Source organism: Salmonella sp. NW177, assembly GCF_051811585.1.
GTDB classification, from domain to species: domain Bacteria; phylum Pseudomonadota; class Gammaproteobacteria; order Enterobacterales; family Enterobacteriaceae; genus Salmonella; species Salmonella enterica.
Genome location: NZ_JAMMZV010000002.1, coordinates 81,243 through 98,926 on the forward strand (window position 1 = coordinate 81,243; position 17,684 = coordinate 98,926).

Sequence of the window (17,684 nt, forward strand, 5' to 3'; positions counted from 1 at the left end):
CCTGGTCGATAGGGCCGAGAGTGCAAGGTGGACAAATCTGTAAAGGAGCGAGGATGAGTCAGGTACTGATTACCGGCGCGACCGGACTGGTCGGCGGACATCTGCTGAGAATGTTAATCAACACGCCGCAGGTGAGCGCTATCGCCGCGCCGACGCGTCGCCCGCTGACGGATATTGTCGGCGTTTATAACCCTCACGATCCGCAGCTTACCGACGCGTTAGCTCAGGTGACCGACCCGGTGGATATTGTTTTTTGCTGCCTGGGCACGACCCGGCGTGAAGCGGGAAGTAAAGCGGCGTTTATTCATGCGGATTATACGCTGGTGGTTGATACCGCGCTGACCGGGCGTCGACTGGGCGCGCAGCACATGTTGGTGGTCAGCGCAATGGGAGCAAACGCGCACTCTCCGTTTTTCTACAATCGGGTGAAAGGAGAAATGGAGGAGGCGTTAATCGCGCAAAATTGGCCTCGTTTGACGATTGCCCGGCCTTCTATGCTGCTCGGCGACAGAACAACGCGGCGGGTGAATGAAACGCTTTTCGCTCCGCTATTTCGGCTGTTGCCAGGAAACTGGAAATCGATTGATGCGCGGGATGTGGCGCGGGCCATGCTGGCGGAAGCGCTGGCGCCAGCACAAGAAGGCGTGACGATTCTGACCTCATCGCAACTGCGGGAAAAAGCGGGGTAGCGAAGCCGGATGATTTACCGGATGGCGACGCGGTTTACACATTCTTATCGCCACCCGGCACACCGGTTACTTAATATACGTAAAGGCGGTGGTCACGCGTTTCACGCCGCTCACCCGGCTGGCGATGTCCGCTGCCGCTTTACCTTCACGTTCAGTCACCAGGCCCAGCAGGAACACTTCGCCATTTTCGGTGGTGACTTTCACGTTTGACGATTTTACCTGATCGCTGGTCAGTAGCTGTGAGCGAACTTTCGTGGTGATCCAGGTATCGTTAGAGGCGGTCCCCAGGCCGATAGGCTCACCCTGGCGAATCTCGTTATAGACCTCGGTGGTGCCTTCAACGCCCATCGCTATCTGTTTAGCGCGTGCGGAGAGTTCGCTGTTTGGCGACTGCCCCACTAACAAAACTTTGCCCTGATAAGCCGTGACATTGATGCGCGTCTCTTTTTTGATTTGCTCATCTTTCGACAGCGCGCTGCTGACACGCAGTTCCAGCGTTCCGTCATCCACCTGGGTGCCCACGCTACGCGGGTCGGTTGCGGCTTTGGTGCCGACGGCTGCCGTACCCACTACCGCGGCGGCGACGCAACCTTGCAATAGCAACGCAGAAATAAGGACTGCGAGCGGCGAAAATGCCTTCATGTGTACTCCTTAATCATCCTGGTGAGGAAAAAGCGTGTTATCGATCAAATCGCACAGGCAGTTTACCGTCAGCATATGCATTTCCTGAATGCGCGCGCTGTGGTGTGAAGGGATACGAATTTCGACATCCTGCGGCCCTAATAGTCCGGCCAGCTCACCCCCGTCATACCCGGTTAGCGCCACAATGGTCATGTCACGTGTGACGGCTGCTTCAACGGCTTTTACGATATCGCGACTATTACCACGCGTAGAGATCGCCAATAAAACATCGCCTGCATGTCCCAGCGCCCGGACTTGTTTTGCATAAACTTCATCGTGCAGGCGATCGTTAGCGATCGCAGTTAAGACCACATTATCGGTATTTAGTGCAATGGCGGGTAAACTGGGTCGCTCCGTTTCAAAGCGGTTAATCATGCTGGCAGCAAAATGCTGTGCGTTGGCCGCGGACGTCCCGTTTCCACAACAGAGGATTTTGTTGCCGTTAAGCAGGGAATGAACCAGCGTCATGGCGGCGCGGGAAATGGCATCCGGAAGCGCTTCCGCCGCAGCAATTTGAGTTTGAATGCTTTCTGTAAAGCAAACTTTGATTCTTTCGAGCACGCTAATCCTTAAAATCTTCAATTATGAGTGGTCGTTAAACGCATCCCGAAACCACTCAATCTCATTTCCGGTGAAGGCTAACACATCGAACCGACAATCCACAGTATCAAAACTCCCATTCTGGCGGGCGAGCCACAAGCGGGCAGTATGTAATAATTTGTGTTGCTTGCTGCGGGTCACACTGGCCGCCGCGCCGCCATAAAGCCCGGAGCGCCGATAGCGGACCTCAACAAAAACCGTCGTTTTTCCGTCGAGCATGATCAGATCGATTTCGCCGCCGCGCTCGCGCACGTTGGCGGCGATAAACTGCAGTCCTTTGCTTTCCAGCCAGCGACGCGCGGCAGCTTCCCACGCGTCGCCAGCCTGTTTACGCGTTAGCTGGCGGGAACAATCTCCCCTTGCTGGTATTTGAGCCATGATAACTTCCTGTTAATCACACAATCCGGGCTGGCGGTTAATGCGCCGGTATTACCATTGATCTCAAACCCCTGTACCTGACGCATCTGCGAAAAGTGGTTCGCCAGCGTCCAGGCATCCACGCCCATGGCGTACATCCGCGCCAGAGAATAGTCGTTATGTACAGCGCTCAGCGCCTGCTGCATCAACGGCATATTGCCGCCTGCCAGCATAGGAATTTCACTGTATTGTAAACCCTCCATTTCCAGACGGAAGTCGGGGCCGGAGGTGCCTTGCGCGCTGCGGGAGCTGGCATACAGCGTCGCGCCGCTCTGAGTGCCGTTACGCATGGCGATCATCGGTTTGATAAAGCCAATCTCTTCCGGCGTAGCCAGAATATAGACCGCGTCTACGCGTCCGCCGCCGGTGATTTGCGCGTCGGTCGGCGGCGCAGGGATAGTCAGACCGCCAATGGTGACGCCAGGCTGTGCAGGCACGCTGGCGGCGACCGGACTGCCCGTCAACGCGATACCCGCGCCGCCGTTCACGCCCATTTTCAGCTCGGCTACGGAGCCGAATTTTTGCTGTAACACGATGCCGCCGCCCAGTTTTTGCCACTCCTGGGTGAAGGCGTTCGCCACGCGATCGCCAAGCGTGCTGCGTGGGATCAACAGCAGCGGCGACTGCTTGCCCTGGTCATAAATATGATGCGCCGCGTCACGGGCTTCATCTTCTGGAGAGAGCGCGAAATAGCAGATATTAGGGAAGCTACGTACCGTTTCCGGCTGGTTGAGCGCCAGCACGTTGAGCGGCGTGTTGCTTTTCATCAGCGCTTCCACATTGTTTTTCAACAGCGGCCCGACCACGATACTGGCGCCGTCTTGCTGAACCTGAGCAAGCACCTGATCCAACGGCTGGGAAGAGGTATCGTAGATTTTTAACTCAGCGGAGGGATCCGCCGGCGCGCTTGCTGTAGCAGGGGGAGTTTGTGGCGCGCTGACTGGCGTAGCGGACTGGGCTGGAGCGTCATCAGTCAGATCGCTCACCGAGGCCTGCGACGGACTGGCGACGCCGTTGGTCATTTGTGGCTGCGTCTCCTCCACGCCAGGTTCTACTGGCGCGTCAGGCGCGGCGGCAGGCTGCATCTCTACCGCCTGGGTGCCGAGGTTTTTCGCGGCTTCGAAACCTTGCTGGATGGTACGGCCAAACACGGCAGCCTGACCGTTCAGCGGCAGCAGCAGAGCGATTTTGCTGGTGGAAGCTGGTTTAAAACGTTGTACATTGACGAGCTGCGTCGGCAGCATTTTCGCCCCCGGATTTTGCGGGTAGCGTTTTTGCCAGTCGGCGATCCCGGCTTTCAGCATGTCTGGATCGTTGCGGTTGTCAAACCAGACGCGTTGCAGATCCAGCCAGCCCTGAAGCACATTTTCATCAGCGTTGATAACTAACGTCCTGGCCTGATCCGGCGTCATGGCGGAGAGCGCCTGCCAGGTGGCGTCGATATTTTTTTGTTTATCTTTCGCCGCCAGTAGCGGTTCCTGGGCGATTAACGCCCGCAACAGGGTAAGCGACGGGCGTCCCTGGCTGGCAACGATCTGCGCCTGCCAGTAACGCGCTTGCTGATTTGGCGCAAAGTCGGCGGGTTTTAGTTTATCCAGCAAGGCCTGCGCGCCTGCGACATCTTTTTGCGCCAGTTTGATTTCTACCGCTAATAAAGACTGTTCGCGACGCTGGGTATCGTTCAGATTTTGCGGGAGTTGGTTGAACAGGTCGACGGCCTGCTGGCTTTTTCCTTCTTTCAGCAGTGCATGAATGGCGAGTAATTGCCAGTTGGTCTTGCTATCATCTGCGCTTTGCTGCATCTGATGCAGGTAAAAGGCGGAGTCAGCTTGCGCTGAACCCTGCATATAGGCTGCGCTTTGATCTGGCGCCTGGGTGCCGCACCCGGCGAAAAGTAGCGCAGCCAGGACGACAGGCAGCGCGCGCGCGGCGTTCAAACGAGAAAATGTTGAGGGTACCATACTGTATCCAGTGATATTTTTTTACGCAATGCTCAATATTAAATCGGCAATACGGACGACACAATGAAACAAAACGAATCGGCGGATAATTCTCAGGGCCAACTCTTTATTGTACCTACTCCTATCGGTAATCTGGCGGATATCACCCAGCGTGCGTTGGAGGTGTTACAGGCTGTAGATCTGATTGCCGCCGAGGATACTCGTCACACCGGTTTATTGCTGCAACATTTTGGGATTAATGCCCGATTGTTCGCGCTGCACGACCATAACGAACAACAAAAAGCGGAAACGCTGGTCGCGAAGCTAAAAGAAGGGCAGAACATTGCGCTGGTTTCCGACGCCGGTACGCCGCTGATTAACGATCCGGGCTACCACCTGGTGCGTACCTGCCGTGAAGCGGGGATTCGCGTGGTGCCGCTACCGGGGCCATGTGCGGCGATTACCGCCCTGAGCGCCGCTGGCCTGCCATCTGACCGTTTCTGCTATGAAGGCTTTTTACCGGCGAAATCCAAAGGCCGCCGTGATGCGCTAAAAGCCATTGAAACGGAACCGCGAACGCTGATTTTTTATGAGTCAACCCACCGCCTGTTAGATAGCCTGGAAGATATCGTCGCGGTATTGGGAGAATCCCGTTATGTGGTGCTGGCGCGTGAGCTGACCAAAACCTGGGAAACCATTCACGGCGCGCCCGTTGGCGAGCTGCTGGCGTGGGTCAAAGAAGATGAAAACCGTCGCAAAGGCGAAATGGTGCTGATTGTCGAAGGCCATAAAGCGCAAGAAGACGACCTGCCCGCCGACGCGCTGCGCACGCTGGCGCTGCTACAGGCAGAACTGCCGCTGAAAAAAGCGGCGGCGCTGGCAGCAGAAATTCACGGCGTGAAGAAAAATGCGCTGTATAAGTATGCGCTGGAGCAGCAGGAAGAATAAAAGCGAGCGCCCGGGAACCGCCTTTTATCGCCATCGCGTTAATACTCAATCAGGTGATTGATGTGGGTAAAGTGATGGGGGCATTGGGCGGTGATAGCGGGCCGGACCTTTCCTTCGGGCTTACTCTCGCGATCAGCAACGCATAACCGACTCCTTTTTAGACGATCATTAATTCCACGCCTGTTTTCGCTAATGCCGCTTTATCCTGTTTGCTGATGGTGTCATCGGTTATCACACAGTCGATCTTGTCCATCGGCAATACCTGGTTAAAGCCGCGACGGTTAAATTTGGTCGCGTCCAGTACCGCGATAACTTTGTGTGCCGCCGCCGCCATGACGCCGCTAATGGAATAACCTTCGTTAAACGTGGTAATACCGTTTGTCGCATCAATGCCATCCGCCCCGACAAACATGACATCGGCGCTGATGCCGTGTAGCGAGCGTTCCGCAATCGTGCCGTGCATTGAGTGGGTTTTATGCCGTACCGTACCGCCGCAAACCACCAGCGTGAGATCTTTATTTTCTGATAGCGTAAAAGCGGCAGGTAAGCTGTTAGTGATCACCGTAATATTGCTTTTTCGCGCGAGCGCTTCCGCAATCAGTAATGTTGTGCTCCCGCTATCCAGAATGATGGTCATTCCTTCTTCAACCATTGCCGCAGCCGCCTGGGCAATCCGCTTTTTCGGATCGCTGGCGAGTTGATACCGATCTTCCAGAATGACTTCCTGATTGTCGCCTTCCGCCAGATGACTTCCCGGTTTTGCCGCGCCGCCATGAAAACGGGTGACAAGGCCTTTCTCTTCCAGCAGACGCAGGTCAGCACGGATAGTCACTTCAGAAATACCAAAGGTATTTGAAAGATCCATCACCAGCACGCTGCCTTGCGTATTAATCAGGTCGACAATTTTATTTCTTCGCTCAAATGAGTTCATATTGATTTGCCTGATAATTAACTGTAACTAGTTTAAACGAAGGATTGCGAAAGGTGAACGCTAAATTTCGAAAGGAAATGTGAGCCAGCGCAGGTTGCTGGCTCGTACCATCAGGAAAGTTGAAGTAAGATTTTGCCCTGCATGGGCGCGCCATTAAGCGCTTTGACTGCTTCTGCAAAGCTTTCCGCATCGCCGCGATGGGCAATGAGAGGGGTCAGTTGAAGACGTTTTTCAGCCAACAGGCGCGCTGCGGTTTCCCATTCTTCTCCTGGCCATGGCGCGGAGTAGTTCATCCAACTGCCGAGGAGCGTGAGCTCTTTACGCAAAATTAACCCGAATGTACGCGTTGTCAGGGTGAGATCGTGATGTAACGTCCCCACCAGCGCCAGTTGCGCGCGCGGCCCGGCGATATCGATAGCCAGCGAGACGGTCTGGGGAGTTCCTGCCGTTTCGAGAACCAGTTGATCAAACTGAATGTCGGACAACGCGGTCTGGATGTCGTCGGCGGTCATTTCCCGGCTATTACAGGTATGCGTTGCGCCGAGCGCTTTCGCCAGTTCCAGTTTCTGCGGATTGATATCAATCGCCGTTACGCTTCGCGCGCCCAGTTCCCGCGCGCACTGTAAGGCCAGCAGGCCAATTGTCCCGGCACCAACGATAATTACGTTTTTCCCCTCGCAGCCCTGCGCCAGATGAAAGGCGTGTAAGCCCACGGTAATCGGTTCGATAAACGCGCCATCTTCAATCGGCATATCAGACGGCAAGCGGAAAAGATTGGCCCGTTTGACCACCACATATTCCGCATTACCGCCTTCGCTGCGCGATCCTACAAACTGATACTGTTTGCATAAAGAAAAGTAACCGCGTTCGCATTGCGGACAGTGAAAGCAGGGAAGAAGCGGGACACAAGCGACGGCATCGCCGGGCTGCATATCCGTTACGCCTGTGCCGTAGGATTCAACGTAGCCGCTGAATTCATGACCTAACGTAATAGGATAATAATGGGCGCCCTGCGCGAAAATACGCGGGATATCCGACCCGCAAAGCCCTGAGCTAACGACTTTGACCAACACATCGTCCTCGGCTTGCAGTTGTGGTAAGGGACGTTCTTCAACGCGCACGTCTCCCTCAGCGTGAATAACCACTGATTTCATAACATTCTCCAGGAAGGTGAGGGGAGCGATTGCTCCCCTAAAATTAAGAGGCGATTTGACTTTGCTGTAGCGCCGTGGCTTTCTCAGCCGCGACAAACTGTCGGGCGCGACGCCAGGTCAGCAGTACGCCGGCCAGATAGATAATGGCAATGACGGCGAAGCCGACGATATTCTGCCAGGTAAAAAGTTGAATCAGCAGCCAGGTGATGGGGGAACCGCCCTGATCCAGCGAGGCGACTTGTCCGCCTGCTTTTAGCGCTCCGGCATTGGCAGCCAGTTGGGTATGCAGGCCAATCGTCTGGGTGGCTATCCACAGGGTGATACTCATAATAATGACACCTGAAATCAGCGTGCGGAACAGGTTGCCCTGGTGTACCGCGACCGCCATCGCAATAAAGAAACCGATGGTGGCGAGGTCGCCGAACGGCAGCACCTGGTTCCCCGGTACTAAGACGGCAATCAGGATGGTCAGCGGAATGAATATCAGGCTCGCGGAGACAACAGAGGTATGACCGAGCAGTAGCGCTGGATCAAGGCCTATCAGGAACTCCTGCCCGCCAAATTTGGCCTGTAGACGTTTACGCGCATGTTTGGCGATAGGCGTTAGGCCATCCATAATAGGTTTAATGACGCGTGGCATAAGCAGCATCACCGCTGCGGTTTTGACCGCCAGTTGCAGAACGGCTTTGGCGTCGTAGCCTGCCAGTACACCAATCACCAGCCCCATCACGAAGCCGACAGTCACCGGCTCGCCAAACGGTCCGAAGCGTTTCTGGACATCGTCTGCGCTAAAGTGAATACGATTGAGACCCGGAATTTTCTCGATAATGGTATCAACGAGCACCGCCACGGGGCCCAGGTACGCGGATGAGCCGTGTGGGATAGCAATCCCCTCGAGGCCAAAATAGTCGCGGGTATCTTTGGCAAACCAGTCCCCCAGTTTGTAGACAAAGGCGGCATGAACCACAACGCCCAGAATCCCCAGCCAGTATGAACCGGTCGCCAGATGCAGCATGGCGCCCGTGAAGGTCATGTGCCAGATATTCCAGATATCGACATTCACCACGCGGGTCATGCGGGTCACCAGCATCAGGACGTTAACCCCAATGGCGACAGGGATCGCGACCAGCGCGATTTGTGACGCCCAGGTCATGGGCGATGAACCTGGCCAGCCGACGTCAATAACGTGGAGATTGATTTGGAAATGTTCCGCCATGGCTTTCGCCGCGGGGCCGATAGAATCCAGCATCAGGCCGATGACCAGACCAATACCCACGAAGCCGATACCAATATGCAAACCCGATTTAAAACAATCCCCAAGCTTCATTCCCAGCAGTTTAGAGAACACGATGATCACCAGAGGCAACATCACCGTTGGGCCTAAGTCGAGGATATAACGCATTATTTCGCTAAACATACGTTACCCCATGAGAATGGACAGAATTTTTTGCTGTAATGCTTCAATACCCACGCCGGAAACAAAAGGCATACCGTGAACGACGGGAATATCGCCGAAGGCGCGATCGACCCTGGCAGTGGTACAGATAAGATCGGCGCCGTCCATATAGGTTTCGATTTCGGTGACCCGGCATTGCACTAAGTCGAGCTCAATATGGTTGGCATCACATAGCTCTTTAATTTCTTCCGCAGCCATCGTTGAGGTTGCAACCGCACCGCCACAGGCCACAATTACTTTACGTTTCATAGGGTATTCCTCATTATTATCAATTTATTATCAAACCTGGACGCACTGCTCAGGCTCAAGGATGGTTTCCTGAAAGCGTATCGCCAGTTCGGCATCCGGCGCGCTTAACAGGGCATCGAGGGTGCTTGGGTTCTGTAGCTCACTAAACAGGCGGCGCAGAAGTTTTAGCTGTGCCGCCGGGTTTTCAACGATTAAGGCGATGATTAACGAAACAGCAATCTCTTCGTCATCATCCGCCTGTTGAAACATGACCGGCTTATCTGGACGAATCAGATAGATAGCGGGTGATTTCGCATGAACCGCCTCGCAATGAGGGATAGCGACGGCGTGACGCTCCAGCGCAATGCCGGTAGGAAAAGACGCTTCACGTTCCACCAGCGCCTGCGGATAACTATCATGTACCACGCCTTTCGCCAGCATCTCTTTGCCAATGTGCGCCAGCGCCTGTTGGCTCGAGTCGAATGTGATTCCGGTTCGGACAAATAGTTGGCTCATAAATTCTCCATTATTCAGGCGACATCCGGCGTGCAACCGAAGCGATAAGCGCGCAGAACATCCTGAATTTTGTCAATAATCAGGTTATGCGGCGTGGGGGTGAGCACGCCCTCAGACAGGCGTTCAAACTGTACGGGCATAAACTGGCTAATTAATCCCAGCGGCAATGTGACGTTATTCAGATTGGCGATTAACTTCTCTACGCTTTGACGAATACGCGGGTGCGGCCAGTAATAGCGAATACGGTCAGACAAACTAAAGTGGATGTCGACCATCGCCTGGCTCCAGGTTGGACGGTAGTATTTTTTCCAGTAGCCCGGTTCGTTTAGCATAACTTCATCAATGACCTCCAGTACCCGACTACGTTGTTCCGGGGAGATCAGCTCGTTTTCCATTTGCGCAAGTGCGAAAATGGCTTCGCGCAGCGCGAAAGTGAGCGCCGGGCCGACCTTCAGAATGGCGTAATGATCGCGTACCAGCGCACGGTAGGCCTGGCGAGTTTGGTAATCGGTGGAGTGTGCTTCATAGACCATCGGCGTTTCTTTTATCCAGTCGGAAAGCGCTTTAGCGGCCTGCGGTTGATAGTGGATAATCTGTGTATGGTCGAATTCTACGCCCGGCTGTACGACAATCGCGATAACCCGGTTCAATGCCTCCTCCAGCCCCAGGGCGCGAAAAGCAGCCTGATGCGTTTGCAGCGTGCGGGCCGCATCCTGTTCGCGGGTAACATGCACGGCGTTAATGGCGCTGGCTTCCCCGCCAGGAACCGGAACTTCAGTGCCGATAACATAGGTTAAATGGCGTTTTTGTTCGTCGGTCGCCGTCGTTTCCGCTGCCTGGCAAAGCAGGGCGGCGCGTTTAGCGACAACCATTGGGTCCAGCGACGTCGGGTCGTCAGCGCAGGACATAGAGGCATCAAGATGGATTTTGCTAAACCCGGCAGCGACGTAAGCCTTAATGAGTTCGACGGATTTTTCCATCGCCGTATCTGCAGGTTCGTTTTGCCAGCAGTTAGGTCCCAGGTGATCGCCGCCTAAAATAAGCCGTTCTCGTGGAAAACCCACTTCCTGGGCGATGCCATAGACAAAATCACGAAAGTCAGCCGGTTTCATGCCGGTATAACCGCCAAACTGATTAACCTGGTTAGAGGTCGCTTCGATCAGAACTTTGTTCCCGCTATTCAGATCAAAACGTAATGCGGATTCAATCACCAGCGGGTGTGCTGAACATACGGAACAGATCCCTATCTGTTCTCCTGCTTTGTGACGAGAAATTATTTCTTTCACTTCTGGCTCCGATATCTTTTGTTTATCTTCATAATATTTTTGGTTTGAAGGCAAAGGATAATAATGGCTTTCGTGATCCAGCTATGAAAACGCCCTTTGCCGTGCTAAATCCGGGGGCTTTAGAGCTTCCCTTCACAACCGCAGTCGGCAATCACTTTACGTACAACCTCTTTCATGGCCGCTTTCGCCGGGATCATGTAATGGCGGGGATCGCTGGCCTCTGCGTGTTGCGTTAAATAGTTTTTAAGCGCGCCGGAAAAGGCGATTTTAAGCTCGGTCGCGACGTTAACTTTGCAGATGCCCAGCGAAATAGCGCGGGTAATATCGCGGGTCGGCAGGCCAGAGGCGCCGTGAAGGACTAAGGGGACATCAACCCGCTGACGAATTTCCGTCAGTCGTTCAAAATCAAGTTTTGGTTCAGCGGTGTAGAGGCCATGAGCGGTGCCGATAGCAATGGCTAACGAGTCGATACCCGTTTTTTCTACAAATTCCCGGGCCTGTTCCGGATGGGTATAAAGCGCATCTTTGCCGTCAACGATAAGATCGTCTTCCTGCCCGCCGAGACGCCCAAGTTCAGCTTCAACGCTGACATCGTAGCGATGACAGTAATCAACCACACTTTTCACCAGCGCAATATTGTCGGCAAAGGGGAAATGCGACCCGTCGATCATGACCGAGCGTACCCCGGCGGCGACTTTCATTTTGATGTCGGCCAGTTTTTCATGATGATCGAGATGTACCGCGAGAGGATGGTTCCAGCTTTTCGCCAGTTCTGCGGCGATAGCCACGATATTACCGACGCCTGCGTAGCTAAAGGTGCCTGGCGTACCGGCGACAATCAGCGGAGAGCGCAATTCTGCGGCGGTTTCCACCACCACTTGCAATGTCTCCAGGTTGTGGATGTTAAACGCCGGCACAGCATAACCTTCCTGCTGCGCCTTCTTTAGCATTGTTCTGCCTGAAATGATAAACATCCTTCCTCCGAAATCTTTCGTTTGTTTTCTTTGAAAGAATTTATAGGCTTTCGGAATGTTTTTTTGTGATTTTGATCTGATAAATGAAAGTTTCGAAATAAAATGGAAGCTATCGAAAGTCAGGCGTAAAAAAAGCATGTCGGGCAGACATACTTCAGGCTACAGACTAAGGGCGAAAAAATACCGGGTAGCGCTGGCGCTTACCCGGTCTACAGATTATGCGGTTATACCCTGCTCGGAGAAGGGTACTGACTGGATCAGGTCACTGGCGCCGGGTTAAATATCGCCAGTTGGTTATGTAGGCCCCACTGGTCCGAGAAAGTCTTTTTCCGGCCGCTGGCGACATCGAGAATAAAGTGAAACAGCTTCCAGCCCACATCTTCGATTGTCTCTTCACCCGTGGCGATGGTGCCTGCATTGATATCCATTAAGTCATACCAGCGGTTCGCCAGCTCGGTACGCGTCGCCATTTTAATGACCGGCACCGCCATCAGCCCGTACGGCGTGCCGCGTCCGGTGGTAAAGACCTGTACGGTAATGCCGGAAGCGACCTGCTGCGTGCCGCAGACGAAATCGCTGGCGGGCGTCGCGGCGTAAATCAGGCCGCGTTTGGTGGGGCGCTGGCCCGGCGACAATACTTCGACAATGGCGCTCTTACCCGATTTAGCGATAGAGCCCAACGCTTTTTCCACGACGTTCGCCAGGCCGCCTTTTTTGTTGCCAGGGGAGGGGTTAGCGCTGCGATCTGTTTTCCCCATATCAAGGTAGTTATCGTACCAGGCCATCTCATCCAGCAGGCGTTTACCCACGGCTTCGTTGATGGCGCGCGGCGTCAGAAGATGAATGGCATCGCGCACTTCGGTGACCTCCGAGAACATGACGGTCGCGCCGCAGCGTACCAGCAGATCGGAAGCATAACCCACCGCCGGGTTTGCCGTGACGCCGGAAAACGCATCGCTGCCGCCACACTGCATCCCGACGACCAGCTCGGAGGCCGGGCAGGTTTCGCGCTGGCGCTGGTTCAGTTTCGTCAGATGGCGTTCGGCGACCCGCAAAATATCGTCGACCATTGATTTAAAGCCGACATGCTGCTCGTCTTGTAAACGCACAATACTGGCTCTTTCAACGGCGATGGCGGGGACATCCTCGGTGCCTTCCAGCAGTCGTTCCGGCTGCAGTTTTTCGCAACCGAGGCCAATCACCATCACTTCGCCGCCAAAATTGGGGTTGAGCGCGATATTATGAATCGTGCGAATCGGCACGACCGCCGCCGGCGCGTTGATTGCCACGCCGCAGCCGTACAGATGGTTTAGCCCTACAACGCCATCGACATTCGGGTATTTGGGCAGGAGATCGCGCTCAATCACTTTCACCACATAATCGACCACGCCCGCCACACAGTGCACGCTGGTGGTAATGCCAAGCAGATTTTTGGTGCCGACGCTGCCATCGGCGTTACGATAGCCCTCAAACGTATAGCCTTCCAGCGGCGGCAGCGGTTCCGGTACTTTGGTCGCCAGCGGTAGCGTATTCAGCGGCGGCGCTTTTGGCAGTTCAACCAGCGACTCGTCGATCCAGCTTCCGCGTGGGATGTCGCGTACCGCATAACCGATGACTTCGCCATAACGGATGATTTCGCCGTGAGCGGGGATATCCGTCAGAGCAACTTTATGGCCTTGCGGAATATGTTCAGTCAGTTCCAGGCCATCCGGAAAACGTGTTCCGGCTTTAAGGCCGTGGTCATTAACAATAATTGCGACATTATCGGTTTCATGTACTTTTATATAAAACGCCGATGGCGATTCCTGGCGAATTTCGATATTGGCCATTGTTCAACATTCTCCAGCCTGGATGATAGAAATAGGATTATCTATTTTGGTTATGGTTAAATCGTTAAATCTCAATATAAGAAATAAAGTTCATGCATAATGAAATAAGAATGACAGGAGTATAAATATAAGAATGTGATCCAGATCACCGCAAATTATGAAATTTTTTATGCAGGCCGGGTAAAGCGTAAATGTGTGCATTAGCGCCCAGTATCATGGGCGTATGCTCAAAAATAAGCGTTAAATAATCCCTTTTTAATGAGCGTTTGCACAATGATTATCCGCCATAGGCTGTTTATACTGAATGGCGAATTCAGTGTATCTGACGAGTTATTTGAAAATACCATGATAATAATAAAAGACGATAAAGATATCAGAACGGTATATTGTGCTACAGGATGTGTACCACATTAGAAATAGAATGCGGAGACCCATTCTGATTTCAGATAAGCATTTTATTGTCGTTGCTATAAGTTATGGTGGCGGCATCACATGTAGAGAATTAAAGAAATAAGCGAAGGTATAAGCGATGAATAACGCTATTTTCCCGAATAAGTTTAAAGCGGCGCTGGCGGCGCAACAGGTGCAGATTGGCTGCTGGTCTGCACTGGCAAGCCCAATCACCACCGAAGTTCTTGGTCTGGCGGGATTTGACTGGCTGGTGCTGGATGGCGAACATGCGCCGAACGATGTGACCACCTTAATTCCGCAGTTAATGGCATTGAAAGGCAGCGCCAGCGCGCCTGTAGTACGTGTGCCAACCAATGAACCGGTCATTATCAAACGGATGCTGGATATTGGGTTTTATAACTTCCTGATCCCCTTTGTTGAAACGCAAGAGGAAGCGGCTCGCGCCGTCGCCTCGACGCGTTACCCGCCGGAAGGCATTCGCGGCGTCTCCGTTTCTCACCGCGCGAATATGTTCGGTACGGTGCCTGATTACTTTGCGCAGTCGAACAAAAACATCACCATTATTGTTCAAATCGAAAGCCAGTTGGGTGTCGACAATGTTGATGCCATCGCCGCAACGGAAGGCGTTGATGGCATTTTTGTCGGCCCAAGCGATCTGGCCGCCGCGCTGGGTCATCTCGGCAATGCTTCTCACCCTGACGTGCAGCAGACGATTCAACATATTTTCGCCCGCGCTAAAGCGCACGGTAAACCGTGCGGCATTCTGGCGCCGGTAGAGGCGGATGCCCGCCGTTATCTGGAATGGGGCGCGACCTTTGTCGCCGTTGGCAGCGATTTAGGCGCATTCCGCGCCAGCACGCAGAAGCTTGCCGACACCTTTAAAAAATAATCCTGGTATGGAAAGAGAGAACGCTATGACGATGAAAGTTGGCTTTATTGGCTTAGGCATCATGGGTAAGCCCATGAGCAAAAACTTACTGAAAGCAGGGTATTCGCTGGTGGTGTCCGATCGTAATCCTGAAGCGATTGCCGACGTCATTGCCGCAGGCGCGGAAACGGCCTCTACGGCGAAGGCGATCGCTGAACAGTGTGACGTCATCATCACGATGCTGCCTAACTCTCCGCATGTGAAAGAGGTTGCGCTGGGCGAGAACGGTATCATCGAAGGCGCGAAGCCGGGAACCGTATTGATTGATATGAGTTCTATCGCGCCGCTGGCAAGCCGTGAAATCAGCGATGCGCTGAAGGCGAAGGGCGTTGAGATGTTGGATGCGCCGGTCAGCGGCGGCGAGCCGAAGGCGATTGATGGCACGCTGTCGGTGATGGTGGGGGGCGATAAAGCCATTTTCGACAAGTACTACGACCTGATGAAAGCGATGGCGGGTTCAGTGGTGCATACCGGCGATATCGGCGCAGGCAACGTCACAAAACTGGCTAACCAGGTGATCGTGGCGTTGAATATCGCCGCCATGTCTGAAGCGCTGACGCTGGCGACTAAAGCGGGCGTCAACCCGGATCTGGTCTATCAGGCGATTCGCGGCGGTCTGGCTGGCAGTACGGTACTGGATGCGAAAGCGCCGATGGTCATGGACCGAAACTTTAAACCAGGTTTCCGTATCGATCTGCACATTAAAGATCTGGCGAATGCGCTGGATACCTCCCACGGCGTTGGCGCGCAGCTCCCGCTGACCGCCGCCGTTATGGAAATGATGCAGGCGTTACGCGCGGATGGACACGGTAATGACGACCATAGCGCGCTGGCGTGCTACTACGAAAAACTGGCGAAAGTGGAAGTCACTCGCTAACGACGTTGTGCCCGGATGGCGTGTAGCGATCCGGGCCTGAATTTCAGGCTGGATAAGTGAAACGCCATCCGGCGTTGTGCAGTAACAGGCTACCACTATGAAAATCGTAATTGCCCCCGACTCCTATAAAGAAAGCCTTTCTGCCGCCGAGGTAGCGCAGGCGATAGAAAAAGGATTTCGGGAAATTTTCCCCGATGCGCAATATGTCTCTGTTCCGGTTGCCGATGGCGGCGAAGGAACGGTCGAAGCCATGATTGCCGCGACGCAGGGCGTTGAACGCACCGCATGGGTGACCGGGCCGTTGGGTGAAAAAGTGAAAGCCTGCTGGGGAATGTCCGGGGATGGTAAAACCGCGTTTATTGAAATGGCGGCGGCCAGCGGACTGGCGCTGGTTCCACCAGAAAAACGCAACCCTTTGATTACTACCTCGCGGGGAACGGGGGAGCTGATATTGCAGGCGCTGGAAAGCGGCGCAAGCAATATCATTATCGGCATTGGCGGCAGCGCGACAAATGACGGCGGCGCAGGGATGATGCAGGCGCTGGGCGCAAAACTGCGCGATGCAAACGGCGCGGATATCGGTTACGGTGGCGGAAGCCTTCATTGTCTAAGCGACATTGATATTTCAGAGCTCGATCCCCGTTTAAAACTCTGCGCGATTCGTGTCGCTTGCGATGTCTCTAATCCTCTGATCGGCGACAACGGCGCATCACGAATTTTTGGGCCGCAGAAAGGCGCGACCGAAGAGAACATTGTTGAGCTGGACAGAAATCTTGCTCACTATGCCGACATCATAAAAAAATCGCTGAATGTCGACGTAAAGGCGGCGCCCGGCGCAGGCGCGGCAGGCGGTATGGGGGCGGCGTTAATGGCTTTTCTCGGCGCGGAATTACGCAGCGGGATCGAAATTGTCACGGCGGCACTGAACCTGGAGGAGCATATCCACGACTGTACGCTGGTGGTGACGGGAGAAGGGCGGATTGATAGCCAAAGTATTCGCGGTAAAGTGCCGATTGGCGTCGCGAATGTGGCGAAAAAATATCATAAGCCAGTGATTGGCATTGCCGGCAGCCTGACGCACGATGTAGGGATAGTGCATCATTATGGCATCGACGCTGTCTTTAGCGTACTCACGCGCATCGTGACGCTGGAGGAGGCTTTTCGGGGCGCTTTTGACAATATTTATCGGGCATCCAGAAATGTTGCTGCCGCTCTGGCGATAGGAATGCGCAGCGCAGGGTGACAAAGTCGCGCGAACCCTCTATACTGCGCGCCGAAGCTGACCAGACAGTCGCCGCTTCGTCGTCGTCCTTTCGGGGAGACGGGCGGAGGGGAGGAAAGTCCGGGCTCCATAGGGCAGGGTGCCAGGTAACGCCTGGGGGGGAAACCCACGACCAGTGCAACAGAGAGCAAACCGCCGATGGCCCACGCAAGTGGGATCAGGTAAGGGTGAAAGGGTGCGGTAAGAGCGCACCGCGCGGCTGGTAACAGTCCGTGGCACGGTAAACTCCACCCGGAGCAAGGCCAAATAGGGGTTCATAAGGTACGGCCCGTACTGAACCCGGGTAGGCTGCTTGAGCCAGTGAGCGATTGCTGGCCTAGATGAATGACTGTCCACGACAGAACCCGGCTTATCGGTCAGCTTCACTTCTTCATAAAACCCGCTTCGGCGGGTTTTTGCTTTTACAGGGCGGCAGGATGAATGACTGTCCACGACGCTATATCCAAAAGAAAGCGGCTTATCGGTCAGTTTCACCTCTTCATAAAACCCGCTTCGGCGGGTTTTTGCTTTTACAGGGCGGCAGGATGAATGACTGAC

17 protein-coding genes and 1 other RNA gene are annotated in these 17,684 nt (G+C 54.2%); 6 read left to right on the plus strand and 12 right to left on the minus strand.

All coding sequences use genetic code 11. The features are described from left to right. Nucleotides 1-53 precede the first annotated feature (53 nt). Entirely contained in the window at nucleotides 54-689 is a 636-nt protein-coding gene (locus tag NA986_RS07055) for an NAD(P)H-binding protein (RefSeq protein WP_001517952.1), read from the plus strand. A gap of 66 nt (nucleotides 690-755) precedes the next feature. Here the strand turns inward: NA986_RS07055 and dolP are convergent, their stop codons facing one another. The 4 genes from dolP to NA986_RS07075 are packed head-to-tail and all read right to left on the minus strand — an operon-like array spanning nucleotide 756 to nucleotide 4,348. Continuing rightward, a complete protein-coding gene (gene dolP / locus NA986_RS07060) occupies nucleotides 756-1,331 on the minus strand; it encodes a division/outer membrane stress-associated lipid-binding lipoprotein (protein ID WP_001650801.1) in 576 nt (191 codons plus the stop codon). 9 nt (nucleotides 1,332-1,340) lie between these two features. Next, complete coding sequence (diaA, locus tag NA986_RS07065; protein ID WP_000893481.1) at nucleotides 1,341-1,931, minus strand: DnaA initiator-associating protein DiaA; 591 nt, start codon at nucleotides 1,929-1,931, stop codon at nucleotides 1,341-1,343. Nucleotides 1,932-1,952: 21 nt separating this feature from the next. Continuing rightward, nucleotides 1,953-2,348: a YraN family protein gene (locus NA986_RS07070; RefSeq protein WP_023215713.1), complete on the minus strand. Its 396-nt coding sequence runs from the start codon at nucleotides 2,346-2,348 to the stop codon at nucleotides 1,953-1,955. Beyond that, nucleotides 2,306-4,348 (minus strand): penicillin-binding protein activator, encoded by a 2,043-nt coding sequence (locus NA986_RS07075; protein WP_000249230.1) that lies wholly within the window; start codon nucleotides 4,346-4,348, stop codon nucleotides 2,306-2,308. Before NA986_RS07075 ends, NA986_RS07070 begins: the two co-directional genes overlap by 43 nt. 63 nt (nucleotides 4,349-4,411) lie before the next feature. Between NA986_RS07075 and rsmI the strand changes: the two genes are divergently transcribed. Further along, complete coding sequence (gene rsmI, locus NA986_RS07080; protein WP_000812295.1) at nucleotides 4,412-5,275, plus strand: 16S rRNA (cytidine(1402)-2'-O)-methyltransferase; 864 nt, start codon at nucleotides 4,412-4,414, stop codon at nucleotides 5,273-5,275. 157 nt (nucleotides 5,276-5,432) lie between these two features. Here the strand turns inward: rsmI and NA986_RS07085 are convergent, their stop codons facing one another. The 8 genes from NA986_RS07085 to garD form a co-directional block, all read right to left on the minus strand. Beyond that, on the minus strand, nucleotides 5,433-6,206 hold the full coding sequence (locus tag NA986_RS07085; RefSeq protein WP_001083899.1) for a DeoR/GlpR family DNA-binding transcription regulator: 774 nt from the start codon (nucleotides 6,204-6,206) through the stop codon (nucleotides 5,433-5,435). A 110-nt stretch (nucleotides 6,207-6,316) separates the two neighbouring features. Further along, nucleotides 6,317-7,360: a galactitol-1-phosphate 5-dehydrogenase gene (gene gatD / locus NA986_RS07090; protein WP_000844174.1), complete on the minus strand. Its 1,044-nt coding sequence runs from the start codon at nucleotides 7,358-7,360 to the stop codon at nucleotides 6,317-6,319. A 43-nt stretch (nucleotides 7,361-7,403) separates the two neighbouring features. After that, complete coding sequence (locus tag NA986_RS07095; RefSeq protein ID WP_023215712.1) at nucleotides 7,404-8,777, minus strand: galactitol-specific PTS transporter subunit IIC; 1,374 nt, start codon at nucleotides 8,775-8,777, stop codon at nucleotides 7,404-7,406. A gap of 3 nt (nucleotides 8,778-8,780) precedes the next feature. Beyond that, nucleotides 8,781-9,065, minus strand: a complete 285-nt coding sequence (gatB, locus tag NA986_RS07100) for a PTS galactitol transporter subunit IIB (protein WP_000824293.1) — start codon at nucleotides 9,063-9,065, stop codon at nucleotides 8,781-8,783. Between the two features lie 30 nt (nucleotides 9,066-9,095). Continuing rightward, on the minus strand, nucleotides 9,096-9,560 hold the full coding sequence (gatA, locus tag NA986_RS07105; RefSeq protein WP_000080445.1) for a PTS galactitol transporter subunit IIA: 465 nt from the start codon (nucleotides 9,558-9,560) through the stop codon (nucleotides 9,096-9,098). A 14-nt stretch (nucleotides 9,561-9,574) separates the two neighbouring features. Further along, entirely contained in the window at nucleotides 9,575-10,846 is a 1,272-nt protein-coding gene (gene gatZ / locus NA986_RS07110) for a tagatose-bisphosphate aldolase subunit GatZ (RefSeq protein ID WP_023215711.1), read from the minus strand. 119 nt (nucleotides 10,847-10,965) lie between these two features. After that, nucleotides 10,966-11,820, minus strand: a complete 855-nt coding sequence (locus tag NA986_RS07115; protein ID WP_000469979.1) for a tagatose bisphosphate family class II aldolase — start codon at nucleotides 11,818-11,820, stop codon at nucleotides 10,966-10,968. A gap of 257 nt (nucleotides 11,821-12,077) precedes the next feature. Next, the gene (garD, locus tag NA986_RS07120) at nucleotides 12,078-13,649 is read right to left on the minus strand and encodes a galactarate dehydratase (RefSeq protein ID WP_023215710.1); all 1,572 of its coding nucleotides are present in this window, start codon (nucleotides 13,647-13,649) and stop codon (nucleotides 12,078-12,080) included. 529 nt (nucleotides 13,650-14,178) lie between these two features. On the opposite strand from garD, the gene garL reads away from it, so the two are divergent. The 4 genes from garL to rnpB all read left to right on the plus strand — a co-directional run bounded on the left by garL (nucleotide 14,179) and on the right by rnpB (nucleotide 17,515). Further along, nucleotides 14,179-14,949 (plus strand): 2-dehydro-3-deoxyglucarate aldolase, encoded by a 771-nt coding sequence (gene garL / locus NA986_RS07125; protein WP_001057715.1) that lies wholly within the window; start codon nucleotides 14,179-14,181, stop codon nucleotides 14,947-14,949. A gap of 25 nt (nucleotides 14,950-14,974) precedes the next feature. Further along, nucleotides 14,975-15,865, plus strand: a complete 891-nt coding sequence (gene garR / locus NA986_RS07130) for a 2-hydroxy-3-oxopropionate reductase (protein ID WP_000178106.1) — start codon at nucleotides 14,975-14,977, stop codon at nucleotides 15,863-15,865. A 97-nt stretch (nucleotides 15,866-15,962) separates the two neighbouring features. Then, nucleotides 15,963-17,108 (plus strand): glycerate 2-kinase, encoded by a 1,146-nt coding sequence (gene garK / locus NA986_RS07135; protein ID WP_000706464.1) that lies wholly within the window; start codon nucleotides 15,963-15,965, stop codon nucleotides 17,106-17,108. A 32-nt stretch (nucleotides 17,109-17,140) separates the two neighbouring features. Further along, nucleotides 17,141-17,515, plus strand: an RNA gene (gene rnpB / locus NA986_RS07140) — RNase P RNA component class A. Nucleotides 17,516-17,684 lie beyond the last annotated feature (169 nt).